The sequence below is a fragment of the Dickeya zeae NCPPB 2538 genome (genome assembly GCF_000406165.1).
GTDB classification, from domain to species: Bacteria; Pseudomonadota; Gammaproteobacteria; order Enterobacterales; family Enterobacteriaceae; genus Dickeya; species Dickeya zeae.
Genome location: NZ_CM001977.1, coordinates 302,312 through 327,415 on the forward strand (window position 1 = coordinate 302,312; position 25,104 = coordinate 327,415).

A 25,104-nucleotide genomic window follows, 5' to 3' on the forward strand; every position below is an offset into this window, starting at 1 on the left:
CCAATAAAAAAGGCGCTTACCGTGAAGGAAGCGCCTTTCTTTAGAGATGAACGGATGAGTATCAGTTCATGCCGTATTTTTTCAGTTTCTTACGCAGCGTACCGCGGTTGATACCCATCATCAGGGCAGCGCGGGTCTGGTTACCGCGGGTGTATTGCATCACCATGTCCAACAGCGGCTGTTCTACTTCAGCCAGTACCAGCTCATACAGGTCATTCACGTCCTGACCATTCAGTTGAGCGAAATAGTTCTTCAGTGCCTGTTTAACCGAGTCGCGCAGGGGTTTTTGGGTTACCTGAGCCTGAGAGTTTACAGTGGAAACGGTCAGTACGTCAGAATTCACGCGTTGTTCGAACATAGTTCTGTCAGCTCTTTTTCTGTTTACGCAAGATTTTCAAAATATGCCTTCAACGCCTCCAGCTGTTCGCTGGCGTCCTCTATGGCGTTGAATGTGCGCCTAAACTGGTCGTTTGGGGCGTGCTCCTGGAGATACCAGGACACGTGTTTACGTGCTATACGAAATCCTTTGCCTGGACCATAAAAGTCGTGCAATTCCCGTATATGCCCGATCAACAAGTGCTTGACCTCTGCCAGTGGCAGGGGCGGCAGCAACTCCCCTGTGTCCAGATAATGCTGGATTTCCCGAAAGATCCAGGGTCTTCCCTGAGCAGCTCGTCCTATCATCAGGGCATCAGCCCCGGTGTAATCAAGAACCGCTCTGGCTTTGCGCGGGTCAGTAATGTCGCCATTCGCGATAACGGGAATGGAAACACTCTGCTTAACTGTCCGAATGCTGTCGTATTCCGCCTCGCCATTGAACAAACACGCACGCGTGCGTCCATGAACGGTCAGCGCCTGAATACCACAATCTTCAGCCAATTTGGCAATCTCTACACAGTTACGGTGCTCTGGTGCCCAGCCGGTACGAATCTTCAGCGTGACCGGTACATCGACAGCATTTACCACCGCTGTCAGGATCTGCTTGACCAACGCTGGATACTGCAACAGCGCGGAACCCGCCATCTTGCGGTTAACCTTTTTGGCCGGGCATCCCATGTTGATGTCAATGATCTGCGCACCGCTTTCGGCGTTGATTCTCGCCGCTTCCGCCATCTCATCTGGATCACCGCCGGCTATCTGTACTGCTCGGATACCGGGCTCATCGCTATGCACCATGCGCAAGCGCGATTTGTCCGAACGCCACACCTCCGGATTGGAAGAGAGCATCTCGGAAACCGTCATTCCAGCGCCCATCGCGTAACAGAGTGCCCGGAAAGGGCGATCGCTTACGCCCGCCATCGGGGCGGCAATCAAACGATTGGGAAGCTGAAATTGTCCAATGCGCATAGACAAAGAGTGACCATACTGTGCCTGCAAGGGCGCGTATATTACGCATTTTTTACGCGATAGGAAAGGCCAAACTTTGAGCAATTGAGCGGAACAGATCAAGGAAATGCTGCATTGCTACTGCGCTGTTTTTATTTTTCCTTTATTAACAGATGGTTATTCTTATTCCGCTGATTTTGTGTACACGCCGGAGAAATTAAACATCCGCCTGAATATGCTGTTTCACCGCATAGAAACAGTGATTGATGGTAAGGGGAGTCGGTTTGTCCAACGAAATATCCGTACGAATCACCTGACGCAACGGCGATGTTCCGTCAGGTGAATACAACGAGGTCAGAGTGGTTTACGGATACCGGTAATGCGGCACCACTCTTCTTTTTCTGCTACCGGGTCGAGCTGGAATTGCGCTTCATAGGCTTGCGCCACACTCTGTGCCTGTGAGGCCAGAATGCCGGACAGACCGAGATGGCCACCTGCTTTTGGCAACACGCTGATAAGCGGTGCCAGCTCGCGCAGCGGGCCTGCCAGGATATTGGCGACCACCACATCGGCAGATAAGTCTTTGGGTTGATCTTTTGGCAGGTACAGCTCCAGCCGTTCAGACACGCCGTTACGCTGCGCGTTATCACGGCTGGCCTGAATCGCCTGTGGGTCGATATCGATGCCGATAGCGTGCGCGGCACCGAGTTTTAGCGCGGCGATGGCCAGAATGCCGGAGCCGCAACCAAAATCGATGACGGTTTTGCCTGCCAGATCCAGCCCGTCGAGCCATTGCAGGCACAACGACGTCGTGGGATGGGTGCCGGTGCCGAATGCCAGACCGGGGTCCAGCATGACGTTGACCGCATTCGGGTCTGGTACGTCACGCCAGCTTGGGCAAATCCACAGGCGCTTGCCGAACTGCATCGGATGAAAGTTTTCCATCCATTCCCGTTCCCAGTCTTTGTCTTCCAGTTGTTCGATTTTGTGCTGGAAACCAGCACCGAGCAGCGGCTCCTGCTCCAGTATGGCTACCACCTCGGCCATGTCGGTTTCGGCGTCGTACAGGCCAATCACGTCGGTATCGCCCCACAAACGGGTTTCACCCGGCAGGGGTTCAAACACCGGCGTGTCATGCGTGTCCTGAAACGTGACTGAGACGGCACCGCTTTCAGACAGCGCGTCGCCTAATTGCTCCGCATGTGCGCCGGAGGTATTAATTTTCAGTTGAATCCACGGCATAGCAGCCTCTGACCTTAAAGTGATGAAGATGCAGCAACCGCTGATGCAGGCTGACGCCCTAAGCGGTTACCCAGAATAAACGCCACCAGGCTTAACAGCAGTGATGGCACAATCGGATGAAAGCCCGCCAGTTGGATATTGAAGCTGGCGAGCAGGGTATAGCTGATAGCCCCACTGAACATCGAACTCAGCGCTCCTGCGGCGTTAGCGCGTTCCCAGTAGAGGCCCAGCACCAGCGGCCACAGGAATACCGCTTCCAGCCCGCCAAACGCTAGCAGGTTCAACCAGATGATCATTTCCGGCGGTCGCCATGACGCCAGCAGTACCAGCAGGCCGAGCAGCAGGGTGGTCAGGCTGGATAGATGGCGGATATAACGCTCGTTGTTGATCTTCTGAGGATAGACGCTCAGGTAGAGATCTTTCACGATCGTGGCGGAAGCCTGGAGCAAATGCGCGTTAATGTTCGACATGATGGCGGCAGTCGGCGCAGCCAGAAAGATCCCGGCGGCCAGCGGTGGCAGCACGGTGAGCATCAGTTCCGGCAATACCTGATCTGGAATGGTCAGGTTTGGCAGGATAGCACGCCCCAGCGCACCAGCCAGATGCATCCCCAGCATCAGTATGCTGATAACCACCGTACCGATCAGGATACCGCGGTGTAGCGCCTTGCTATCGCGATAGGAAATACAGCGCACGGCGGTATTGGGCAGGCCAATCACGCCAAAACACACCAGTATCCAGAATGAAGTCATAAATGGGGCGGACAGGATCTGGTTACTGCCGTGCGGATCGACCAACGCCGGGTTGATCTGCGCCAGTTTGCCGACGGCGGCGGGCAATCCACCTGCGGCGTAGATCACGCCAGCCAGCAGCAACAGCGTACCTATCAGCATCACGATGCCCTGCAATGCATCGTTCAGTACGCTGGCGCGAAAGCCGCCGAACGCGGTGTAGAGCAGGATGGTAATGCCGAAAATCAACAGTCCGACGTTATAGGGCACATGCGCCACGGTTTCCAGCAACCGGGCACCGCCGATGAACTGCACCGCCATCGCGCCGATGAACGCCACCAGCAGGCTTAGGCTGGCAAACCACACCAGCAAGCGGCTGCCGTAGCGGGCGTAGAGCATGTCATTCAGTGTGATGGCGTTATAGCGGCGTGCCAGAATCGCGAATTTCTTACCGAGAATGCTCAGTGACAATAGCATCGTCGGTACCTGAATCATCGACAACAGTACCCAACCTAACCCGTATTTATAGGCCGCACCGGGGCCACCGATAAACGAGCTGGCGCTGACATACGTGCCTATCAGCGTCATCGCCAGTACGAAGCCGCCCATCGAACGGTTGCCGATAAAGTACTCGGTGAGAAAGTTACCCTGCTGGCGACGCCGCCAGGCATAAACGGACAGACCGAATACCAATAACAGGTAAGCTATCAACGGCAGGATGACATCACTTTGCATCGTGATTCTCCAGTGATATGTCGCGGAAGATGACGCGTACCATCAGCCAGCACAGACCGATGAACAGTAGCGGCAGCAGCAGGCAGGCCAGCTCGAACCAGTGCGGCAGGCCCGTCAGGCCGGGATGGTTGTCGGGTAGATAGGCAAAGAGTACCCAGGCCACCAGATAGGCCAGCGTTAGCACCAGTGACCAGCGGGCTTCGCGGTGAGCCTGAAGAAAGCGTTTATCCATGATTTCCCCTCAAGTCCTGCAGGAATCAGTGTTATAGGTGACACAAAACAGGGGATTTTACGGCATGTTAGCCAATTGCCCAGCGAAAATTGGTGTAGTGGCGTAGAACGCGGTGAGCTGTGGGAAACAAAAACGGGCCGACGCAGGCCGACCCGTTTTATTGGTGCAGAGAATTACTGCAGACCGAGTTTCTTCTCCAGATAGTGGATGTTAGTCCCACCATGCTGGAAGTTTTCGTCGGACATGATGCGCATCTGCAATTCCACGTTGGTTTTGATGCCATCGATGATCAGCTCAGCCAACGCATTTTTCATACGGGAAATGGCGATGTCGCGGCTTTCGCCGTAAGTGATCAGCTTGCCGATCATGGAATCGTAATGCGGCGGTACGGTATAGCCCGCATAAATGTGCGATTCCCAACGTACGCCAAAACCGCCCGGTGCGTGGAAACGGGTGATTTTACCTGGGCTTGGCATGAAGGTGTTCGGGTCTTCGGCGTTGATACGGCATTCCACCGCATGACCACGCACTTTCACTTCTTCTTGCTTGATAGACAGCGGCTGACCGGCAGCAATACGCAACTGCTCTTTGATCAGGTCCACACCGGTGATCATTTCGGTTACCGGGTGCTCTACCTGAATACGGGTGTTCATTTCAATGAAATAGAACTCGCCGTTTTCAAACAGGAACTCGAATGTACCCGCGCCACGGTAGTTGATGTCGACACACGCCTTGGCGCAGCGTTCACCGATATAGCGACGCAGATCGGAGGTAATACCCGGTGCTGGCGCTTCTTCCACCACTTTCTGGTGACGACGCTGCATGGAACAGTCGCGCTCCGCCAGATAAATGGCGTTGCCCTGACCATCGGCCAGTACCTGGATTTCCACGTGACGCGGGTTTTCCAGGTATTTTTCCATGTAGACCATGTCGTTGTTGAACGCCGCTTTCGCTTCCGCGCGGGTCATCGCGATCGATTGTTCCAGCTCTTTTTCGCTACGCACGACACGCATACCGCGACCGCCGCCGCCGCCAGAGGCTTTGATAATGACCGGATAACCGATGCGCTTACCGATAGCGCGGTTCTTATCCATGTCGTCGCCCAGCGGGCCGTCAGAACCCGGTACACAGGGAACACCGGCTTTTTTCATGGCGCTGATAGCAGACACTTTGTCGCCCATCAGACGGATGGTGTCAGCGCGCGGGCCGATGAAGATAAAACCGGAACGTTCAACCTGTTCAGCGAAGTCAGCGTTTTCAGACAGGAAACCGTAACCCGGGTGGATAGCCACGGCACCGGTGATTTCCGCTGCTGCGATGATAGCCGGAATATTCAGGTAGCTTTTTGTTGACGGAGCCGGACCGATACACACGGTTTCATCCGCCAGCAATACGTGTTTCAGATCGCGGTCCGCAGTGGAATGCACGGCGACGGTTTTGATGCCCAGTTCTTTACAGGCACGCAAAATGCGCAACGCAATCTCACCACGGTTGGCGATGACAATTTTATCTAGCATGGTAAGCCTCGTTATTCGATGACAACCAATGGCTCGTCAAATTCAACCGGCTGGCCACTTTCAACCAGAATGGCTTTCACCACACCCGCTTTGTCTGCTTCGATCTGGTTCATCATTTTCATGGCTTCAACGATGCACAGAGTATCGCCGACTTTGACCTGCTGGCCGACTTCCACGAACGGTTTCGCGTCCGGGCTCGGCGTACGGTAGAAGGTACCTACCATCGGTGAACGTACTACATGACCGCTGATGGCGGCGGGTGCGGCGGCTTCAGCAGCAGCGGCTGGCGCGGCTACCGGAGCGGCCGCTGGTGCGAACTGCTGCGGCATCGGTGCGTAGGCCTGTTGCATCATCGGGTAGCTACCCGGTGCCGGAGCACGACTGATGCGTACCGACTCTTCACCTTCGGAGATTTCCAGTTCGGCGATGCCGGATTCTTCAACCAGTTCGATCAGTTTCTTGATTTTACGAATATCCATGAATGTGGTTCCGTACTCTTGTTAATTGGAAATGGTTAATTGGACGTTGACAGGCGTTTTACCGCTGTCTGTAAACCATAATGGTATCCATCTGCCCCCAGACCGCAGATCACCCCTGCTGATACATCAGACAGGTAAGAGTGATGACGGAAAGGTTCACGTGCGTACACGTTAGTCAGGTGGATCTCGATAAACGGGATGGCGACCGCCAACAGAGCATCCCGTAGCGCCACACTGGTGTGGGTAAATGCTGCCGGGTTAATCAGAATGAAGTCAGTGTTTCCTCTGGCCTGATGGATACGGTCAATCAGCTCATGTTCCGCATTTGACTGCAGATGGGAAAGCCGCACGTTCAGCGCTGCCGCATCTTGTTCCAGTCGGCTCACGATCTCCGCCAGCGTCGTATGACCGTATTTATCCGGCTCACGGGTTCCCAGCAGATTCAGGTTTGGACCGTTAAGGAGCAAAATGTGAAACTTGTCTGCCATTGTGCTGCTATCTCCCTCGATTGGCTCAGTGGCGCACAACATAACGCGAAGCTATCCGTTTGTCACCCTTTGCGGAGCGAAAATGTCCCTTTCCATCCGCACGGTTTGAACATTATAGCCATATCGTAGCAGTTAGCAGCCAAATACTGGTCTTATCTGCGGAGTTACCCGCGACGCTATTGACAAAATTTTACGAAAATACGCGGAAAATACCGTCTTCTGCGTACAGATAGTGCTGATTAACGACGCCATCGGCGCAACTTCTGGTAGCGAAAAAGCAGCAATATGACGGCAACGGCAGCGTACATGATCGGTAATGGCGACAGCGATTTTACCGACCAAAGATAATGAACAGGGGCTAAGATCGCGACCAGATAAATGAGATTGTGCAGCTTTTGCCAGCCTGATCCCAGTTTTCGCTGTGCTGACTGGGTGGAAGTCACGGTTAATGCCAGCAGTATCAGCCAGCTTGCCATGCCGAGCATCAGGTAAGGGCGCAGAAGAACCTCTTTTCCCAACAAATCGAGATGATTAACCCCCAACTCCAGCAGCGCATAGCTGAGCAGATGTAAGCAAGCCCAGGCAAAACACCACAGCCCCAACAGACGGCGGCAGCGGATCAGCAGCGGCTGTTTACCGTAGCGTGCCAGCGGCGTCACCATCAGTGTCGCCAACAGCAGTTTCAGTGCCATTCTGCCGGTAAAATGCTGAATATCTTTTGCCGGATCGGCGCTGAACGCACCCTGACTAACAGCAAACACCAGCCAGAGTAGCGGCAGGAGCGCCGCCAGATGCAGCACGACTTTCAGAGCGATGATGTGTCGGGAAGTCAGACGCATACCGTCATGTTCCTATTCATGTTCCTATATAGAAGGATGAACGCCCGCAACGCGGCGGAAGTCATAGGTTGAGTCGATCAAAAGTTGGCCCGTAAATCCAGCCCCTGATACAGCGAGGCGACCTGATCGGCATAGCCGTTGAACAATAACGTCGGCTGACGCTGAACGTTCAGTAACCCACCGGCACCGATGACCCGTTCACTGGCTTGCGACCAGCGAGGATGATCGACATTAGGGTTAACGTTGGCGTAAAACCCGTACTCATTGGGTGCCGCCAGATTCCAGGTTGAGGGCGGTTGTTGACGTGTCAGGCTGATATGTACGATGGACTTTATGTTCTTGAAACCGTATTTCCACGGTGTGACCAGCCGTATCGGCGCGCCGTTTTGCGGTGGCAGCGTCTTGCCGTAAACACCAACGGCCAGCAAGGCCAGCGGGTGCATGGCTTCGTCTAAACGCAACCCTTCGACATACGGGTAATCGAGACCACCCCCCATAAAGCTATCTTTTTGGCCAGGCATTTGTGCCGGGTCATACAGGGTTTGAAAGGCGACATAACGGGCATGGCTGGTCGGCTCGGCCAGTTTTATCAATTGAGATAACTCAAACCCGACCCACGGGATCACCATCGACCAGGCTTCGACGCAGCGAAAGCGGTAGATGCGTTCTTCCAGCGGGAAACGGCGGCGAATATCGTCGATATCTAGTGTGATGGGTTTGGCGACTTCACCGTCGATCCGCACCGTCCATCCTTCAGTCTTGAGACCACCCGCGTTAGCGGCAGGGTCGGCTTTATCCAGACCGAATTCATAGAAATTGTTATAACCGGTGACTTTGTCTTCCGGCGTTAGCGCCAGATCAGGGTGCCACTGTGGCGGCTGGCTAAATGTCAGCGGCTTGCCGGGTGGGGCGGCAGGGGCTCGTTTTCCCTGGAACCAGTTGAGCAGGTCGGCGCGGGCGGCGGGTGACAGGCTCAGCGTGGCTGCAGTCAGCCCCAACGCCTTAAGAACGGTGCGGCGCTGATAGAACAGCGATTCTGGCGTCACGTCGGCGCCAGTCAGTTTGCGATGTCTGGACATGGTGAACTCCCGCTTTTGATTATTGGTGTCAGGCTGGGGATTCGCGTTAACGCTACGCCCTGCTGGTGAGTGATGGGCGTGGAAGCAGTATGCGGTGAAATAATGTGGCGGGGAATCGTTCTTTTTTAGCAGGCGGTATATTTTACCGGTTTTTACAAAATAGGAATGAAGACGGGCGAGAGACCGCCCGTCCTAAGGGTTTTCAGTTCGCGCTACCGATGCGTACCAGCGTGCGGCCGGTTACCCGGTTTTCCAATAGCGCGGCGGCGGCGGCGGGAACCTGCTCCAGCGAGATTTCCTGAGTCACCTGCTGGTAGAAGGAGTCGGGCAGCAGTGTCGCCAGACGACGCCAGGCTTCCTGACGACGTGCGCGTGGCGTCATCACCGAATCGACACCTTGCAGGCGCACGTTGCGCAGAATGAATGGCATCACCGTGGTGGGCAGTGAGACGCCAGCCGCCAGCCCGCAGGCGGCAACGGTGGCACCATAATGCATTTGGGCCAGCAGCGTTGCCAGTACCTGGTCGCCTGCCGTGTCGATAGCCCCCGCCCAACGCTGTTTTTCCAGCGGACGACCAACTGTAGCGAATTCTGCGCGGTCCAGTACCTGATGGGCACCAAGTTGCTGCAGATAGGCGCTATTGTCCGCCCGGCCGCTGATAGCCGTTACCTGATATCCCAGCGCATGCAGCAGCGCGACGGCAGTACTGCCGACGCCGCCGCTGGCACCGCTGACGACCACATCGCCACTCGCCGGGGTGACGCCACCTTCTTCCAGCGCCATCACGCACAGCATTGCGGTAAACCCGGCGGTGCCGATGATCATCGTCTGACGCGGTGTCAGGCCCTGTGGCAATGGCACCAACCAGTCAGCCTGGACGCGAGCCTGTTCTGCCAGACCACCCCAATGATTTTCACCCACGCCCCAACCGGTCAGCACCACAGACTGCCCGGCCTGAAAATCCGGATGAGCGCTATGGCGCACGGTGCCGGCAAAATCGATGCCCGGCACCATCGGGAACTGGCGAATGATTTTACCTTTGCCAGTAATCGCCAATGCATCCTTATAATTAATGCCGGACCAATCGACGTCGACAGTGACATCGCCATCAGGTAATTGTGATGGTTCAATAGTACTAACGTTGGCTACTGTCTGGCCGTCTTGCTGCCCGAGCACGATTGCACGCATAAAAACTCTCCTTATCGGGGACAAAAATAGAGGTAAATCATTTAAGGACTATATTTGTAACGGGTAGTATGCGAACTGATAAATCGCAAACAACACACAAGTCTCTCATGAAAGCACTTTTCAATTCATTGATACGGAGTTAGGCGCAGGGATGGGGTTGACTGCCAGAATATCAATAGTAATGACGCTGCTGACGACACTGGCCGTGGGTCTGGTGTTGGCCAGTAGCATTTTTAGTTTTGTGTGTTATAGCCAGCAACGGATGGATCATCAGCTCAGGGCCGTGGCGGCGAGCATTGATCAGGCCCTGTTGGTTCAGGCTCCCGATAATATCCAGTTCTGGTTGCCCGCGGTGATGAAGGCGGCAGGCATTGTGGAACTGGATCTGCGCGACGGCCATGAAAGGCTCTACTGGCTACGGTTACCAGAAGTCATGTCTGACGGTGGGGAGCGGGCCTTGCTGTACCGGCACACCAGCTTATCGCTGTTGCACCACGCGGACGTCAAGGTCAACGTCACCTACGTTGATCCGTTATTTGGCATGCCACGTTATCTTAAATCCGCGTTGTCGATTGTGTTGACGATACTGCTGATCGCGATAATCGTCTTTCATGGCGTGCGCTGGCTGCGACGGCAGATGGCCGGGCAGGAACAGTTAGAGGCCCGCGCCCGGCGGATTTTGGCCGGTGAGCGCGATACCGTGATGCATGGCTCGGTGCATGAGTGGCCTGCGATGGCCAGTGGCGCGCTGGACCAGTTGCTGCTGGATTTGGCCGAAGCGCGTGAGGCCCGTAGCCGGGTCGATACCCTGATTCGATCATTCGCGGCGCAGGATTCGCAAACCGGCTTGAATAACCGGTTATTTTTTGAAAATCAGCTCGCGACGCAACTGGACGACACGGAAGACGTCGGCACCCATGGCGTAGTGATGATGATTCGCCTGCCGGACTTCGACACCTTGCAGGAAACGCACGGTTATGGCGGTGTACTTGATGAGTATCGCAATACCCTGATTAACCTGTTGTCCACGTTTGTCTTACGCTACCCCGCCGCGCTGCTGGCGCGCTATTACCACAGTGATTTCACGGTACTGCTGCCGCATTGCAACCTGAAAGAAGCGGACTGCATCGCCAGTCAACTGGTGAAAGCCATTGATATCTTGCCGACGACCTCGCTTATCGATCGGGAAGATATTTTGCACATCGGCATTTCTGCCTACCACGGCGGGCAAACCACCGAACAGGTAATGGAATGTGTGGAGGACGCGACCCGCAACGCGGTATTGCAGGGGGGGAATGGATGGTGTGTGTATGACCGTCGGGTACCGGAAAAAGGCCGGGGTAGCGTGAAGTGGCGAACGCTGCTGGAACACACCCTGTTGCGCGGCGGGCCTCGTTTGTATCAAAAACCGGCGATTACCCGTGAAGGCGGGGTACACCACCGGGAAATGTTTAGCCGAATTTATGATGGCACCCAGGAATTGCTGGAGGCCGAGTACATGCCGCTGGTGCGCCAGCTTGGCCTGACCTCCGGTTATGACCGGCAGTTGATCAGCCGGGTGATTGCCCTGACCGTCAGCTGGCAGGATTCGGTACTGGCTTTCCCGATTACGGTGGATTCGCTGCTGCAACGGCCGTTCCTGCGCTGGCTGCGCGAAACCTTACTCCAGTGTCCGAAAAAGCAACGTACGCGATTATTGTTTGAACTTGCCGAGGCGGATGTGTGTCAATATATCGGCCGTTTGCGCCCGATACTGGCGATGATAACGGGTTTGGGTTGCCGACTGGCGGTGACGCAGGCCGGGCTGACGCTGGTCAGCACCGCCTACATCAAGTCCCTGCAGGTGGAGGTGATCAAGCTCCATCCGGGGTTGGTGCGTAGTCTGCATAAGCGGCCGGAGAATCAGCTGTTTGTCAGTAGCCTGACCGAAGCGTGCAAGGGCACAAACGCCCATGTGTTCGCCTCCGGTGTGCGTACGCGTGAGGAGTGGCAGACGTTGCTGGATAAAGGCGTTTGCGGCGGACAGGGCGATCTGTTCGCGTTGTCGGAACCTGTGAGTAACACGCTGAAAAAATATTCACCACGTACGCATGTTTGATGTCAAAATCCGAACAAACTAGCGTAGAATGTTGGCGCCATAGCGTTGCTGACCGGTTTGCTGAACGGGCTAGCGCGCACGAAAATGTTAGATTTTATGTCGGTGGTTCGTGCAATTTTCGGGGGCAGCTCGCGAGAACCCCAGTCGCTGCCAGAAGGGTAGCCGTTCTGCAGGCATTCATTATCATGGCAATTTACGTAAACATCATTTTTTCACCGTAGCAGAGCCGGTTAGCGCCTTGTCGCTGCTGCGTGTGGTTGGTACAGTAAGCGGATTTCATTTCCGCCCCCAGCTTGCAGGATTATCCTTTAGTTATGTTTAAGAAATTTCGTGGCATGTTTTCCAACGACTTGTCCATCGACCTGGGTACCGCCAATACCCTGATTTATGTAAAAGGACAAGGCATTGTACTGAACGAGCCTTCCGTGGTGGCTATTCGCCAGGATCGTGCCGGTTCTCCTAAAAGCGTGGCCGCCGTTGGTCATGAAGCCAAACAAATGTTGGGCCGTACACCGGGTAATATTGCAGCCATTCGTCCGATGAAAGACGGTGTGATCGCCGATTTCTTCGTTACCGAAAAAATGCTGCAGCATTTTATCAAGCAGGTGCACAGCAACAGCTTTATGCGCCCGAGCCCGCGTGTGCTGGTGTGTGTGCCGGTAGGCGCAACCCAGGTTGAACGTCGTGCTATCCGCGAATCCGCTCAGGGCGCTGGCGCCCGTGAAGTGTTCCTGATTGAGGAACCGATGGCGGCTGCGATCGGTGCAGGTTTGCCGGTATCTGAAGCAACCGGTTCTATGGTGGTGGATATCGGTGGTGGTACGACCGAAGTCGCGGTGATCTCCCTGAACGGCGTGGTGTATTCCTCCTCCGTGCGTATCGGTGGTGACCGTTTCGATGAAGCCATCATCAACTATGTTCGCCGTAACTACGGCTCGTTGATCGGTGAAGCTACCGCTGAACGTATTAAGCATGAAATCGGTTCTGCCTATCCGGGCGACGAAGTGCGCGAAATCGAAGTGCGCGGTCGTAACCTGGCGGAAGGCGTACCACGCGGTTTCAACCTCAACTCCAATGAAATTCTGGAAGCGTTGCAGGAACCGCTGACCGGTATCGTCAGCGCCGTCATGGTGGCACTGGAGCAGTGCCCGCCGGAACTGGCGTCCGATATTTCTGAGCGCGGTATGGTGTTGACCGGCGGTGGCGCGTTGCTGCGCAACCTCGATCGCCTGCTGATGGAAGAAACCGGCATTCCTGTCGTGGTGGCGGAAGACCCGTTGACCTGCGTAGCGCGCGGCGGTGGTAAGGCGTTGGAAATGATCGACATGCATGGCGGCGATTTGTTCAGCGAAGAATAAACCGGCCAGAGTAAAGAAGGGGGACCTATCGCATGGATGAAAATCTGTTGGATTCATCCCGCGTGGTAGCCCCCTTTTTATTGTCGAGGAATACGCAATTTTATGAAGCCGATTTTTAGCCGGGGCCCCTCCCTGCAACTGCGCCTTTTTCTTACTGTCATTACCGCAATTGTGATTATCTTTGCTGACAGTCGGCTCGGTACGTTTGTCAAAATCAGAACGTACATGGACACTGCCGTCAGCCCTTTCTATTTTCTGGCTAATGGCCCGCGTGCCATGCTGGATAAGCTGTCTGCCAATCTGACCTCTCATGAGCAACTGGAGCGTGAAAATATAGCGCTGCGCCAGGAATTGTTGCTGAAAAACAGCGATCTGCTGTTGATGGGGCAATTCCGTCAGGAAAACGCCCGCCTGCGTGAACTGCTAGGATCCCCGCTGCGTCAGGAAGAGCAGAAGATGGTCACACAGGTGCTCTCCTCGGGTACCGACCCTTACAGCGATCAAGTGGTGATCGACAAAGGGAATGTCAACGGTGTGTACGAAGGGCAGCCAGTCATCAGCGATAAAGGTGTGGTCGGTCAGGTTGTCGCCGTAGGGCAATTTACCAGCCGCGTACTGCTGATTTGTGACGCCTCTCATGCGCTGCCGATTCAGGTGCTGCGCAACGATATCCGCGTTATCGCCGCCGGTAATGGCTGCAACGAAGATTTGCAACTGGAACACCTGCCCAACAATACCGATATCCGGGTGGGTGATGTTCTGGTCACCTCCGGTCTGGGGGGACGTTTTCCGGAAGGGTACCCGGTTGCCGTGGTTTCATCCGTGAAAGTGGATACCCAGCGTGCTTATACCGTGATTCAGGCACGCCCGACCGCTGAATTGCAGCGTTTGCGTTATCTGTTGCTGATGTGGGGTGTAGACAGCAATTCCCGTGCTGCGTTGCCGCCAGATGAGGTGCATCAGGTGGCGAATGAGCGTCTGATGCAGATGATGCCGCACGTACTGCCATCGCCGGAAGAAATGGGGCCACCAGCCCCGCCGTCAGCCAATACGCCAGCGCCTGATTTTGTCGGCCCGCCCGCACCGCCTGCGAAAGTCGCTCCAGCGAAAGCGTCATCGGCGAGATCCTCATCCGTGAAAGCGAATGGTAATGCGCCATCTAAACCGACGAATCAGGCGACGCCGCCGCAGGGAACGACGCCTGCGCCCGTTACGTCGGGAGGAAACCGATGAGTAGCTATCATCGTCAAGGTTACTGGATTATCTGGCTCTCTTTTCTGGTCGCGATGGTCTTGCAGATCATGCCCTGGCCGGACGATCTGTACATGTACCGCCCTTCCTGGCTGACGCTGGTGTTGATTTACTGGGTGATGGCGTTGCCGCATCGGGTTAACGTCGGAACCGGGTTTGTTCTGGGCATGGTAACCGACCTGATTCTCGGTTCTACGCTGGGGGTTCGGGCGTTGGGGCTTAGCATCGTCGCCTATCTGGTGGCATTCAAATTCCAGTTGTTCCGTAACATGGCGTTATGGCAGCAGGCGTTGATCGTTATGCTGTTGTCGCTGGTGCTGGATTTAGTGGTGTTTTGGGCTGAGTTCCTGGTGATCAATGTCTCTTTACGACCGGAAATTTTCTGGAATAGTGTGGTCGACGGGGTGCTGTGGCCGTGGCTGTTCCTGCTGATGCGCAAGATTCGTCGCCAGTTTGCTATTCAATAACCAGAAAATAATAAGAGAAATGTGATGATCGATCTGTATCTGGCTTCTGCGTCGCCCCGCCGTCGAGAGTTGCTAACCCTGCTGGAGTTGTCGTTCGATATCGTGAAGATTGATGTCGCCGAGCAGCGTCAGCCCGGTGAAGCGCCGGAACAGTATGTCAGCCGTCTGGCGCACGACAAGGCGTCGGCTGGCGTCGTGGTGGCACCGCTGGATTTGCCGGTGCTGGGTGCGGATACGATTGTGGTGCTAAACGGTCAGGTGCTGGAAAAACCCCGGGATGAAGACGATGCTGTTCGCATTCTGCGATCGTTGTCGGGTCAGCGTCATCAGGTGATGACGGCGCTGACGCTGGCAGACCGCAGTGAGAGCGTATCGGCGCGTGTCGTCACCGAGGTGCAATTCCGCACGCTTTCCGATGACGAAATTAGACGCTATATCGCCAGCGGCGAACCGATGGATAAAGCGGGCGCTTACGGTATTCAGGGAAAAGGCGGATGTTTCGTTAAATCGATTTTCGGGAGTTACCACGCCGTGGTAGGGTTGCCATTGGTGGAAACGCTTGAATTGTTCACACATTTTTCTGCACAGCGTAAAGAACGAGGAACCCATGACCGCTGAATTGCTGGTAAATATTACCCCTTCAGAAACGCGTGTCGCCTATATCGACGGCGGCATCTTGCAGGAAATCCATATTGAACGTGAAGCCCGGCGCGGGATTGTCGGCAATATTTATAAAGGTCGCGTCAGCCGTGTGTTGCCGGGGATGCAGGCTGCCTTCGTCGATATCGGTCTGGATAAGGCGGCGTTTCTGCACGCGTCCGATATCATGCCGCATACCGAATGCGTAGCAGGCGACGAGCAGAAAAACTTTCATGTACGCGATATCGCCGAGCTGGTGCGTCAGGGGCAGGATTTAATGGTACAGGTGGTGAAAGACCCGCTTGGCACCAAGGGCGCGCGTCTGACCACCGATATCACGTTGCCGTCGCGTTATCTGGTTTTCATGCCGGGGGCTTCCCATGTCGGCGTTTCTCAGCGTATTGAAAGTGAAGCTGAGCGCGAGCGCCTGAAAAAGACGGTAGCCGATTACTGCGACGAGCAGGGCGGTTTTATCATCCGTACCGCCGCCGAAGGCGTGGGTGAAGAAGAACTGGCACAGGATGCCGCCTTCCTCAAGCGCTTGTGGACCAAGGTGATGGAGCGTAAAAAACGCAACCAGACCAAGTGCAAATTGTACGGTGAACTGGCCCTGGCACACCGTATTCTGCGGGATTTTGCCGGTGCATCGTTGGATCGCATCCGCGTTGATTCAAAGCTGACGTACGATTCCCTGCTGGAGTTCACTGCGGAATATATCCCGGAGATGACCAGCAAGCTGGAGCACTACAGCGGCAAGCAGCCGATTTTCGACCTGTACGACGTCGAAAACGAGATTCAGCGGGCGCTGGATCGCAAGGTGGAACTGAAATCCGGCGGCTACCTGATTATCGACCAGACGGAAGCGATGACTACCATCGACATCAACACCGGCGCGTTTGTGGGCCACCGCAATCTGGACGAAACCATTTTTAACACCAATATCGAAGCGACGCAGGCAATCGCTCGTCAGCTTCGGCTGCGCAATCTGGGTGGCATTATCATCATCGATTTCATCGATATGGCGAATGAAGATCACCGCCGCCGCGTACTGCATTCGCTGGAGCAGGCACTCAGCAAGGATCGGGTCAAAACCGGTATCAGCGGCTTCTCTCAATTGGGACTGGTGGAGATGACGCGTAAGCGCACCCGTGAGAGCATAGAACATGTGTTATGCAGCGAGTGTCCAACCTGTCACGGTCGTGGGTCGGTCAAAACCGTGGAAACCGTGTGCTATGAAATCATGCGCGAAGTCGTGCGTGTGCATCATGCCTATGACTCTGATCGTTTCCTGGTCTACGCTTCACCTGCGGTGGGCGAGGCACTAAAAAGCGACGAATCACATGCGCTGGCGGAAGTGGAAATTTTCGTCGGCAAACAGGTCAAGGTTCAGATAGAACCCCTGTACAGTCAGGAACAGTTTGATGTGGTCATGATGTAACGTCATGCCGCCCGTCGCCGGATACTGGTTGACGGGTTTTCTCTGTGACGGTTTTCGCTCGTCGCCGGTGATGAATAATGAAGGAGACAGGTGTGAGGCGACTGCCCGGCATAAAGCGATTGCCTGGAATAGTAGCAGCGACGGGTGCCGTTCTGGTTGTGCTGGCCGCGTTGCTGGTCAGCGGCCTGAGAATGGTGCTGCCGACGTTGGATACTTTCCGGCCACAGATCGTGGCCTGGGCACAGTCTGCCACCGGTTTGCCGATGGAAGTGGATAGCCTCAGCGGCAGTTGGGAAACCTTTGGGCCGACGCTGGATATCACTAACCTGCGAATTCATCATCCCGATGCCGAGTGGCAATCCGAGCGCATTTCAGTGGCGCTGGATGTCTGGCAGTCATTGCTGCATTTGAAGTGGAAATTCCGCGATCTTACGTTTTATCACCTGCAACTCGACCTCAAAAAACCGATCGACCCTGAGAGACAGCGCACCCGTAGCTGGGAGCCTGATCAACTTGGCTCGCTGTTTCTGCGCCAGTTCGATCACTTCGATCTACGCAATAGCCGCATCCGCTTTCTGACGCCGTCGGGCTCTCAGGCTGAGTTACAAATCCCCCAATTGACCTGGCTGAACGGTAAAAACCGGCACCGTGCGGAAGGGCAGATTAGTTTATCGAGTTTCAATGGCCAGCACGGTGTGGTGCAGGTCCGCATGGATTTGCGTGATGAACAGGGCTGGCTGAATAACGGCGTGGTGTATCTGCAAGCCGATAACATCGACATGAAACCGTGGCTGGGCCGTTGGATCCGCAGTAACACCGGTCTGGAGAGTGCCAGGTTCAGCTTGGCCGCCTGGTTGCAGGTGCGAGAAGGCGATATTTACGGCGGCGACCTGCTGCTCAATCAGGGTGATGCCAGTTGGCGCGATGGCGACACCTTGCACCAGTTAGGGGTTAACGGCCTGGCGTTGCACGTCAGTCGTTACCAGAGCGGTTGGCAGTTGGATGTACCGTCGCTGAATCTGTCCACCGATGGTGTCGCGTGGCCGAAAGGGCAACTGTCTGCGTTGTGGCAGCCGGAAGATACCCAGCTACTGGGCCCTGATCGCTCAGCTGAGTTGCGTATTCGTGGCCGTCATCTGGCGCTGGAGCGGCTGGGACCGTTGCTGCCGTTGCTCAGTACCACCACGCCGGAGCTAAAAAACCGTTGGCAGGCGTTGCAACCGCAAGGGCAACTGACCACGCTGGCGCTGGATATTCCGTTACAACAGCCGGAGCAAACCCGTTTTCAGGTGAGCTGGCAGGATGTCGGTTGGAAAAACTGGCAATTGTTGCCAGGCGCCAATCATGTCTCTGGTGATGCAGTCGGTAGTCTGGCGCGTGGGCGGACAAAGGTGAGCCTGACGCAGAGTACGTTGCCGTATCAGGACATGTTCCGTGCACCGCTGGATATTCAGCAGGCGAACGCCACGCTGGACTGGCGTAATGACGCACAAGGCTGGGAATTGTGGGGGCAGGGGCTGGACGTGCGCTCTCATTCGCTGTGGGCGAATGGGGATTTCCATTACCGTCACCCGGCTCAGGGAGAACCCCGGCTGGATATTCTTGCCGGGATCCGGCTTGGTGATGCGGCTGACGCCTGGCGCTACTACCCCGAGTATTTCATGGGCAAAAACCTGGTGGATTACCTGACCGGCGCTATCAAATCCGGTCAGGTGGACAACGCCACACTGGTATTCGCGGGGAATCCGGCGCAGTTTCCGTTCGAGCATCAGGAAGGGCAGTTTCAGGTTTGGGTGCCGCTTGAGAAGTCACGCTTTGAGTTTCAGCCCGGCTGGCCTGCGCTGGATGACCTGAATATCACACTGAATTTCCTTAACAACGGCTTGTGGATGCAGGCACCGCAGATAAAGCTGGGCGATGCCGACGGGCACAACATCAACGCCATCATTCCGGATTACAGCAAAGAGAAGTTGTTGATCGACGGCGATATCAGCGGAAGCGGTAAAGAAGTGAGCGATTACTTCGATCAAACGCCCATGAAGGACTCGATTGGTAGCGCGTTGACGCAAATCCAGATTGGCGGAGAGGTTCAGGGGAATCTGCATCTGGATATTCCGCTCAATGGTGGGCAGGTAAAAGCCAGTGGCGATGTCGCATTAAATAATAACCCACTGTTTATCAAGCCATTGGATGTCTCACTCCAGTCAGTCAGCGGGCGATTCCACTACGATAACGGTAATCTTGCCAGCCAGACGTTGCAGGCGCGCTGGCTTGATCAGCCACTCACGTTCAACTTTTCGACCCAGGAGCAGGAAAAGGCGTTTCTGGTGAATGTCGGGTTGCAGGGCAGTTGGGCGTTGTCCCGCTTGCCGGGGCTACCCAAACCGGTAGTCGCGTCGTTAGACGGCAATACCGGCTGGCAGGGTAACGTACAGGTCACTCTGCCACGTCACGGCCCCGCCAGTTATGACGTTGCTGTGCACGGCGATCTCAAAGAAGTAAGTAGCCACTTACCTTCTCCCTTGAATAAAGCGGGAGGTACTGCGCTGGGGCTTCAGGTGAACGCCAAAGGGGATGAGCGTGGTTTCTCGCTTGGCGGTACCCTGGGGAAAAAACAGTCCTTCAACAGCCAGTGGCTGCTGAAAGACAGCAAAGTCATGCTGGTGCGAGCCGCCTGGCAGGAAGGCGCGAAACCGCCTTCGCTGCCGGACGATTCATCGCTGACACTGGCATTGCCACCGCTGGATGGCGAGCGCTGGCTGGCGCTGTTGCCCGGTGTACGCAACGCAGCCAGTGCACAGGCAGGAGCCAGCCGTTTCCAGTGGCCGGAGCGGGTCACGCTGACGACGCCAGAATTGAAGGTACTGGGCCAGCAATGGCATGACCTGATGTTTACCAGTCGTACCCAGAACGGCGGCCGTGAAATCACCGCTGCCGGCAGAGAGATTGACGGTCGATTGCTGATTCCCGCCGCTGGGCAGTGGCGCAGCGATGTGCGCTATCTGTATTACAACCCGCAATGGCAGGGGGATGATGCCACCAACCCAGCCGCGCTGGCGGAGAAAAAATCACCGCTCAATGATCCCAGTATTCGCTTTGAAGACTTACCGGCACTGCAGTTCGAGTGCCGTGAATGCTGGCTGATGGGGCAGAATATCGGGCAGGTGAGAGGCGCATTGCAACCAGAACCCAACAAGCTGGTGCTGACCAATGGGTTGGTTGATAACGGCAAAGCCAAATTAACGCTGGACGGCAGCTGGCAGGAAAGCGGCGAAGGCACCCGCACGGCGATAAAAGGGCAGTTGTCTGGCAACAGCCTGAGTGACAATGCTGACTGGCTGGGGCTGGCAACACCGTTGCGTGCCGGGGCGTTCAAGATCGACTATGACCTGTACTGGCGCGGCTCGCCGTGGGCTCCGCATATCCCGAGCCTGAGCGGTATTTTGAAAACCGATATCGGCAAGGGTGAGATTGTTAACGTCGGTACCGGTCAGGCCGGGCAATTATTACGTCTGGTGAGTTTCGATGCACTGCTGCGTAAGCTACAGTTTGATTTCAGCGATACGTTCGGTAAAGGGTTTTACTTCGATTCGGTTCGCAGCACGGCGTGGATAAAAGATGGCGTGCTACACACCGATAATCTGCTGGTGGACGGCCTCGAGGCGGATATCGCCATGAAGGGTGATGTTGACCTGGTGAAGCGTGATATTTCGATGGAGGCGGTGGTGGCGCCGGAAATTTCCGCTACCGTCGGTGTGGCCACGGCCTTTGCGGTGAACCCGGTTATCGGGGCGGCGGTGTTTGCCGCCAGTAAAGTGCTGGGGCCGCTGTGGAGTAAAATTTCCCTGATTCGTTACCACATTTCCGGTAGTGTGGATCAACCAAAGATTCAGGAAGTAGTGCGTGAACCGCAAAAAGCCAATGCCGCCGGTGCGGCAGGCCAGTAACGGCGGTCTGGTTATCTGAGACATTGACAATAAGAGTGACATTCTATGAGTCTGACATTTGTCAGTGAGCAATTACTCACGGCTAATAAACTGAGCCATCAGGATTTACAGTCCATTCTGGGTACGTTGAGTGAGCGGCGTCTTGATTACGCCGATCTGTATTTTCAGTCGAGTTACCACGAGTCCTGGGTGCTGGAAGACCGCATTATCAAGGACGGTTCTTATCATATCGACCAAGGGGTCGGGATCCGCGCTATCAGCGGGGAAAAGACCGGTTTTGCCTACGCTGACCAGATAACGCTCAATGCGTTGCAGCAAAGCGCGCAGGCGGCACGCAGCATTGTGCGTGAGCAGGGTAACGGCACGGTGAAAACGCTGGGTGAGGTGCCGCATCGTGGTCTGTACCCGCAAGCTAACCCACTGGATAGTCTGAGTCGTGAAGATAAGATTGCCCTGTTGCAACGCGTTGACGCCACCGCCCGAGCGGCCGATTCGCGCGTGCAGGAAGTCACCGCCAGTTTAACCGGCGTGTATGAACTGGTATTGGTGGCCGCTACCGATGGCACGCTGGCGGCGGATGTCCGTCCGTTGGTACGCTTATCCGTCAGTGTGTTGGTGGAAGAGGATGGCCGTCGTGAACGTGGTTCGAGCGGCGGTGGTGCACGTACCGGTTACGATTATTTCTGGCAGCAGGCCGATGGTGAAGCACGGGCGGAAGCCTGGGCTAAAGAAGCGGTGCGTATGGCGCTGGTGAATTTGTCGGCGGTCGCGGCACCGGCCGGGTCAATGCCAGTGGTGCTGGGCGCAGGCTGGCCAGGCGTGTTGTTGCACGAAGCAGTCGGGCACGGTCTGGAAGGCGATTTTAACCGTCGCGGTACCTCGGTGTTCAGTGGTCAGGTCGGCAAGCTGGTGGCGTCCGAGCTATGTACGGTGGTGGATGACGGCACGCTGGAAGGGCGTCGCGGTTCACTGGCGATGGACGATGAAGGCGTTCCCGGCCAATACAATGTGCTGATCGAAAACGGCGTCCTCAAAGGCTACATGCAGGATAAGCTGAATGCCCGTCTGATGGGCGTCGCGCCGACCGGCAACGGCCGCCGCGAATCTTACGCGCATCTGCCGATGCCAAGGATGACCAACACCTACATGCTGGCCGGTCAATCGACCCCCGAGGAGATTATCGCCAGCGTGGAATATGGCCTGTATGCGCCGAACTTTGGCGGTGGTCAGGTGGATATTACCTCCGGTAAATTTGTGTTCTCCACGTCTGAAGCGTATTTGATTGAGAAGGGACGCGTGACCACGCCGGTGAAAGGAGCGACGTTAATTGGCTCCGGTATTGAGGCCATGCAGCAGATCTCGATGGTCGGCAACGATCTGGCGCTGGACAGAGGCGTCGGGGTGTGCGGCAAAGAAGGGCAAAGCCTGCCGGTAGGCGTCGGTCAGCCAACGTTGAAGCTCGATAGCATTACGGTAGGCGGTACCGCCTGAGTGAGGCGATGCAACTAGACGTGATGCAACTAGAAGTTATGCAACTAGAAGTTATGCAACTAATAGTATGAATGCAGGCCGCCTTTGCGCGGCCTGCGTTATTTCTGCGGTAGCCCGGTTTGCGGGTGCTCCTGCCGGTATCCCTGATAAATCAGCGCCACCTTGTTGAAGTACTCAGTCAGGTAGTTGATGCACACCTGAACTTTCAGCGGCAGGTTGTCGCGGCGGGTATAAAGTGCGTACACCGGGCGTGGATCGGAGTGGTAGCGCGAAAAGAGGATTTCTATCTCGCCACGTTTGATCTCTTCAAATACCCACATTAACGGTACATAAGCGATGCCAGCGCCGTTTTTCAGCCAGCGAATCAGCGTAACCGGGTCATTGGTGACGAAGCGCCCTTGCGGCGTCAGTCGGGTGGTGATGCCTTCCGGGGCGATCAGTTCGAATTCGCTGTCCGGGCGAACGCTGTATTCGAGCCAGGAGGCGTTGCTTACATCACCGGGTTTTTCCGGCGTGGTATGTTGGGCCAGATAGCTTTTGGCGGCGCACACCACCATGGGCATCGAACCCAGGCGGGTGCTATACAGGCTGGAATCCTGCAACGCGCCGACGCGAATAACGATATCCAGCCCATCGGCAATCAGGTCTGGTGCTGGGATCCCACACACCAGATTAACTGATAATCCGGGGTACTCCTTTAGCATTTCTGTGGTCATCGTGGCCAGTACGTTTTGCGCCATGGTGGAGGAACTGCCGATGCGCAAGGTACCGATTGGCGTATTGTTGAACGCGTATAACTGCTCATGCACTTCATGGGCTTCGTGCAGCATACGTCGGCAGCCGTGGTAATAGATCCTGCCTGCTTCCGTCAGCCCGATGCTACGGGTGCTGCGGTTGAGCAGCTTCACCTGTAGTTCATCTTCCAGCCGGGTCACCGTCTGACTGACGGCGGAGACGCTCATTGCCAGTTGGCGTGCGGCGGCGGTAAACGAGCCGAATTCCACCACGCTGGCGAACACTGACATACTCTTTAATCGTTCCATTGTTAACCCTGGCTTAAAAGTGATTTAGATCACGCTGCGTAGATAACACAATAATAACGTTTCATAATATAGCTTGTCTGGCTACACCGCGTGGCCTTGATTACCCGTCTTCACTGCTGTGGTTGTTTCAAAGGGTTAAAAACGCTGATGTAACATGGTAAGCGATACCCATTACACCAGAACCCACCATCGCGATTATTCAGTTAATGCTCTGTTTTCATTCGTCGGCAACCCTGTTGGCGGAAACGGACGTTCATCCTGTTTTCCCGGTCTTCCCGGTGTTTCAGGAGACGGGCGAGAGTGGCACGTGGTGAGGGGAAAATGGGGAATATAAGGAAAAGAGGATGAATTCACTCCCGGTTATGGTGCTGTTTGGTTTGTCGTTTCCACCGGTATTTTTTGTACTGCTGGTGACGCTGGCGTTATTTTTTGTCTGCATTCGGCTGCTGCATCCCACGGGGATTTATGACCTGGTGTGGCACCCGGCCTTGTTTAATACCGCACTGTTTATCTGCCTGTTCTATCTGCTGTTCCGTTTCGGTCTTTGAGGTTGTTGTGAAAACATCTGTTGTGAAAGTGATTTTCAAAAAATTCAGCCGCATGGCAATAACACTGTTACTGGTGTTGTTGGCGGCGGTAGCACTGGTGCGCGTATGGTCGTTTTACACCGAATCCCCCTGGACGCGTGACGCTCGTTTTAGCGCCGATGTCGTCGCGATAGCCCCTGATGTCAGCGGCCTGTTGACCGAGGTAAAAGTGCAGGATAACCAGCCGGTGAAACAAGGCGATGTGTTGTTCGTCATCGATCAACCACGTTACCAGCAGGCGCTGGAAGAGGCTCAGGCTGATGTGGGCTATTATCAGGCGCTGGTCGATGAGAAAAAACGAGAGTCGGCGCGCCGTTTACACCTCGGCGTGCAGGCGATGTCGCGCGAAGAAATAGAACAATCCGGCAATGCGTTGCAGACCACGCAGCACCAACTGGCGAAGGCACAGGCGGAGCTGGAACAGGCGAAGCTCGATCTGGCGCGCACAGTGGTGAGAGCCCCGTCGGATGGCTGGGTCACCAATTTACATGTGCATGCCGGTGAGTTCATTACCCGTGGTTCTACGGCGGTGGCGCTGGTGAAGAAAGACTCGTTCTATCTGCTGGCCTACATGGAAGAAACCAAGCTGGCGGGTGTACGTCCCGGTTATCGGGTGGAAATCACGCCGCTGGGCAGCAACCAGATTTTGTTCGGCTCGGTGGACAGCATCGCGGCGGGGGTCACCAACAGCAGCAGTTCCTCTGATATCAAAGGACTGGCGACGGTGGACTCCAATCTGGAATGGGTGCGGCTGGCGCAACGGGTACCGGTAAAAATTCGCCTCGACCGGCAATGGGGCGACCTGTATCCGGCTGGAACCACCGCCACCGTGGTGGTGACCGGTGAGCATACCCGTAACACCACGCCGATGTCGCCGTTATTGCAACTGCTGCATCGCCTGCGTGAGTTCGGCTAAGCGAGCCCCCTT

The 25,104-nt window shown here is 55.5% G+C and carries 22 protein-coding genes; 10 read left to right on the forward strand and 12 right to left on the reverse strand.

What is annotated here, in order from left to right; all coding sequences use genetic code 11:
- Positions 1-61 precede the first annotated feature (61 nt).
- The 11 genes from fis to acuI all read right to left on the reverse strand — a co-directional run bounded on the left by fis (position 62) and on the right by acuI (position 9,857).
- A complete protein-coding gene (gene fis, locus DZE2538_RS01395; protein WP_012883002.1) occupies positions 62-358 on the reverse strand; it encodes a DNA-binding transcriptional regulator Fis in 297 nt (98 codons plus the stop codon).
- 23 nt (positions 359-381) lie between these two features.
- A complete protein-coding gene (gene dusB, locus DZE2538_RS01400) occupies positions 382-1,347 on the reverse strand; it encodes a tRNA dihydrouridine synthase DusB (protein ID WP_016943130.1) in 966 nt (321 codons plus the stop codon).
- A 333-nt stretch (positions 1,348-1,680) separates the two neighbouring features.
- Entirely contained in the window at positions 1,681-2,568 is an 888-nt protein-coding gene (prmA, locus tag DZE2538_RS01405; RefSeq protein ID WP_012883004.1) for a 50S ribosomal protein L11 methyltransferase, read from the reverse strand.
- 14 nt (positions 2,569-2,582) lie between these two features.
- Positions 2,583-4,034 (reverse strand): sodium/pantothenate symporter, encoded by a 1,452-nt coding sequence (gene panF, locus DZE2538_RS01410; protein WP_038912907.1) that lies wholly within the window; start codon positions 4,032-4,034, stop codon positions 2,583-2,585.
- Positions 4,024-4,266, reverse strand: coding sequence for a YhdT family protein (locus DZE2538_RS01415; protein WP_016943127.1), 243 nt, complete (start codon positions 4,264-4,266; stop codon positions 4,024-4,026). Before DZE2538_RS01415 ends, panF begins: the two co-directional genes overlap by 11 nt.
- A gap of 173 nt (positions 4,267-4,439) precedes the next feature.
- On the reverse strand, positions 4,440-5,783 hold the full coding sequence (gene accC / locus DZE2538_RS01420; RefSeq protein WP_012883007.1) for an acetyl-CoA carboxylase biotin carboxylase subunit: 1,344 nt from the start codon (positions 5,781-5,783) through the stop codon (positions 4,440-4,442).
- An 11-nt stretch (positions 5,784-5,794) separates the two neighbouring features.
- Positions 5,795-6,262 carry an acetyl-CoA carboxylase biotin carboxyl carrier protein gene (gene accB / locus DZE2538_RS01425; RefSeq protein ID WP_019843546.1) on the reverse strand — a complete coding sequence of 156 codons (468 nt, stop codon included), beginning with the start codon at positions 6,260-6,262 and terminating at the stop codon, positions 5,795-5,797.
- Positions 6,263-6,297: 35 nt separating this feature from the next.
- On the reverse strand, positions 6,298-6,750 hold the full coding sequence (gene aroQ, locus DZE2538_RS01430) for a type II 3-dehydroquinate dehydratase (RefSeq protein WP_012883009.1): 453 nt from the start codon (positions 6,748-6,750) through the stop codon (positions 6,298-6,300).
- Positions 6,751-6,989: 239 nt separating this feature from the next.
- The gene (gene msrQ / locus DZE2538_RS01435; RefSeq protein WP_019843548.1) at positions 6,990-7,589 is read right to left on the reverse strand and encodes a protein-methionine-sulfoxide reductase heme-binding subunit MsrQ; all 600 of its coding nucleotides are present in this window, start codon (positions 7,587-7,589) and stop codon (positions 6,990-6,992) included.
- 77 nt (positions 7,590-7,666) lie between these two features.
- Positions 7,667-8,668: a protein-methionine-sulfoxide reductase catalytic subunit MsrP gene (msrP, locus tag DZE2538_RS01440; protein WP_019843549.1), complete on the reverse strand. Its 1,002-nt coding sequence runs from the start codon at positions 8,666-8,668 to the stop codon at positions 7,667-7,669.
- A gap of 202 nt (positions 8,669-8,870) precedes the next feature.
- Positions 8,871-9,857, reverse strand: a complete 987-nt coding sequence (acuI, locus tag DZE2538_RS01445) for an acrylyl-CoA reductase (NADPH) (RefSeq protein WP_038915405.1) — start codon at positions 9,855-9,857, stop codon at positions 8,871-8,873.
- A gap of 151 nt (positions 9,858-10,008) precedes the next feature.
- Between acuI and csrD the strand changes: the two genes are divergently transcribed.
- The 8 genes from csrD (at position 10,009) to tldD (ending at position 22,546) form a co-directional block, all read left to right on the forward strand.
- Positions 10,009-11,955, forward strand: a complete 1,947-nt coding sequence (gene csrD / locus DZE2538_RS01450) for an RNase E specificity factor CsrD (RefSeq protein WP_038915406.1) — start codon at positions 10,009-10,011, stop codon at positions 11,953-11,955.
- A 314-nt stretch (positions 11,956-12,269) separates the two neighbouring features.
- On the forward strand, positions 12,270-13,313 hold the full coding sequence (gene mreB, locus DZE2538_RS01455; RefSeq protein ID WP_012883014.1) for a rod shape-determining protein MreB: 1,044 nt from the start codon (positions 12,270-12,272) through the stop codon (positions 13,311-13,313).
- A gap of 102 nt (positions 13,314-13,415) precedes the next feature.
- Positions 13,416-14,546: a rod shape-determining protein MreC gene (gene mreC / locus DZE2538_RS01460; RefSeq protein WP_038915407.1), complete on the forward strand. Its 1,131-nt coding sequence runs from the start codon at positions 13,416-13,418 to the stop codon at positions 14,544-14,546.
- Positions 14,543-15,031: a rod shape-determining protein MreD gene (mreD, locus tag DZE2538_RS01465; protein ID WP_016943119.1), complete on the forward strand. Its 489-nt coding sequence runs from the start codon at positions 14,543-14,545 to the stop codon at positions 15,029-15,031. The genes mreC and mreD overlap by 4 nt, the downstream gene beginning before the upstream one ends.
- Before the next feature lie 24 nt (positions 15,032-15,055).
- Positions 15,056-15,649: a Maf family protein gene (locus tag DZE2538_RS01470; RefSeq protein ID WP_038915409.1), complete on the forward strand. Its 594-nt coding sequence runs from the start codon at positions 15,056-15,058 to the stop codon at positions 15,647-15,649.
- On the forward strand, positions 15,639-17,108 hold the full coding sequence (gene rng, locus DZE2538_RS01475) for a ribonuclease G (RefSeq protein WP_012883018.1): 1,470 nt from the start codon (positions 15,639-15,641) through the stop codon (positions 17,106-17,108). Before DZE2538_RS01470 ends, rng begins: the two co-directional genes overlap by 11 nt.
- A 110-nt stretch (positions 17,109-17,218) precedes the next feature.
- Positions 17,219-21,055 (forward strand): AsmA2 domain-containing protein YhdP, encoded by a 3,837-nt coding sequence (gene yhdP / locus DZE2538_RS01480; protein ID WP_038917084.1) that lies wholly within the window; start codon positions 17,219-17,221, stop codon positions 21,053-21,055.
- A 45-nt stretch (positions 21,056-21,100) separates the two neighbouring features.
- Positions 21,101-22,546 carry a metalloprotease TldD gene (gene tldD / locus DZE2538_RS01485; protein ID WP_038912911.1) on the forward strand — a complete coding sequence of 482 codons (1,446 nt, stop codon included), beginning with the start codon at positions 21,101-21,103 and terminating at the stop codon, positions 22,544-22,546.
- A gap of 98 nt (positions 22,547-22,644) precedes the next feature.
- Here tldD and aaeR read toward each other — a convergent pair whose 3' ends face one another.
- Positions 22,645-23,589, reverse strand: a complete 945-nt coding sequence (gene aaeR / locus DZE2538_RS01490) for an HTH-type transcriptional activator AaeR (RefSeq protein WP_019843556.1) — start codon at positions 23,587-23,589, stop codon at positions 22,645-22,647.
- Between the two features lie 344 nt (positions 23,590-23,933).
- Between aaeR and aaeX the strand changes: the two genes are divergently transcribed.
- Both aaeX and aaeA read left to right on the forward strand, forming a co-directional pair.
- Positions 23,934-24,137 (forward strand): p-hydroxybenzoic acid efflux pump operon protein AaeX, encoded by a 204-nt coding sequence (gene aaeX / locus DZE2538_RS01495; protein ID WP_012883022.1) that lies wholly within the window; start codon positions 23,934-23,936, stop codon positions 24,135-24,137.
- A gap of 52 nt (positions 24,138-24,189) precedes the next feature.
- Positions 24,190-25,092, forward strand: a complete 903-nt coding sequence (gene aaeA / locus DZE2538_RS01500; RefSeq protein WP_230474235.1) for a p-hydroxybenzoic acid efflux pump subunit AaeA — start codon at positions 24,190-24,192, stop codon at positions 25,090-25,092.
- Positions 25,093-25,104: the final 12 nt, after the last annotated feature.

What these genes read in the sequence shown, in the direction of transcription:
- mreD (WP_016943119.1), top strand. Translation starts at nt 14,543, where the DNA reads ATGAGTAGCTATCATCGTCAAGGTTACTGGATTATCTGGCTCTCTTTT.
- aaeX (WP_012883022.1), top strand. Translation starts at nt 23,934, where the DNA reads ATGAATTCACTCCCGGTTATGGTGCTGTTTGGTTTGTCGTTTCCACCG.
- DZE2538_RS01415 (WP_016943127.1), bottom strand. Translation starts at nt 4,266, where the DNA reads ATGGATAAACGCTTTCTTCAGGCTCACCGCGAAGCCCGCTGGTCACTG.
- mreB (WP_012883014.1), top strand. Translation starts at nt 12,270, where the DNA reads ATGTTTAAGAAATTTCGTGGCATGTTTTCCAACGACTTGTCCATCGAC.
- aroQ (WP_012883009.1), bottom strand. Translation starts at nt 6,750, where the DNA reads ATGGCAGACAAGTTTCACATTTTGCTCCTTAACGGTCCAAACCTGAAT.
- panF (WP_038912907.1), bottom strand. Translation starts at nt 4,034, where the DNA reads ATGCAAAGTGATGTCATCCTGCCGTTGATAGCTTACCTGTTATTGGTA.
- aaeA (WP_230474235.1), top strand. Translation starts at nt 24,190, where the DNA reads ATGGCAATAACACTGTTACTGGTGTTGTTGGCGGCGGTAGCACTGGTG.
- rng (WP_012883018.1), top strand. Translation starts at nt 15,639, where the DNA reads ATGACCGCTGAATTGCTGGTAAATATTACCCCTTCAGAAACGCGTGTC.
- mreC (WP_038915407.1), top strand. Translation starts at nt 13,416, where the DNA reads ATGAAGCCGATTTTTAGCCGGGGCCCCTCCCTGCAACTGCGCCTTTTT.
- csrD (WP_038915406.1), top strand. Translation starts at nt 10,009, where the DNA reads ATGGGGTTGACTGCCAGAATATCAATAGTAATGACGCTGCTGACGACA.
- accB (WP_019843546.1), bottom strand. Translation starts at nt 6,262, where the DNA reads ATGGATATTCGTAAAATCAAGAAACTGATCGAACTGGTTGAAGAATCC.
- DZE2538_RS01470 (WP_038915409.1), top strand. Translation starts at nt 15,056, where the DNA reads ATGATCGATCTGTATCTGGCTTCTGCGTCGCCCCGCCGTCGAGAGTTG.
- msrQ (WP_019843548.1), bottom strand. Translation starts at nt 7,589, where the DNA reads ATGCGTCTGACTTCCCGACACATCATCGCTCTGAAAGTCGTGCTGCAT.
- aaeR (WP_019843556.1), bottom strand. Translation starts at nt 23,589, where the DNA reads ATGGAACGATTAAAGAGTATGTCAGTGTTCGCCAGCGTGGTGGAATTC.
- msrP (WP_019843549.1), bottom strand. Translation starts at nt 8,668, where the DNA reads ATGTCCAGACATCGCAAACTGACTGGCGCCGACGTGACGCCAGAATCG.
- prmA (WP_012883004.1), bottom strand. Translation starts at nt 2,568, where the DNA reads ATGCCGTGGATTCAACTGAAAATTAATACCTCCGGCGCACATGCGGAG.
- dusB (WP_016943130.1), bottom strand. Translation starts at nt 1,347, where the DNA reads ATGCGCATTGGACAATTTCAGCTTCCCAATCGTTTGATTGCCGCCCCG.
- acuI (WP_038915405.1), bottom strand. Translation starts at nt 9,857, where the DNA reads ATGCGTGCAATCGTGCTCGGGCAGCAAGACGGCCAGACAGTAGCCAAC.
- accC (WP_012883007.1), bottom strand. Translation starts at nt 5,783, where the DNA reads ATGCTAGATAAAATTGTCATCGCCAACCGTGGTGAGATTGCGTTGCGC.
- tldD (WP_038912911.1), top strand. Translation starts at nt 21,101, where the DNA reads ATGAGTCTGACATTTGTCAGTGAGCAATTACTCACGGCTAATAAACTG.
- fis (WP_012883002.1), bottom strand. Translation starts at nt 358, where the DNA reads ATGTTCGAACAACGCGTGAATTCTGACGTACTGACCGTTTCCACTGTA.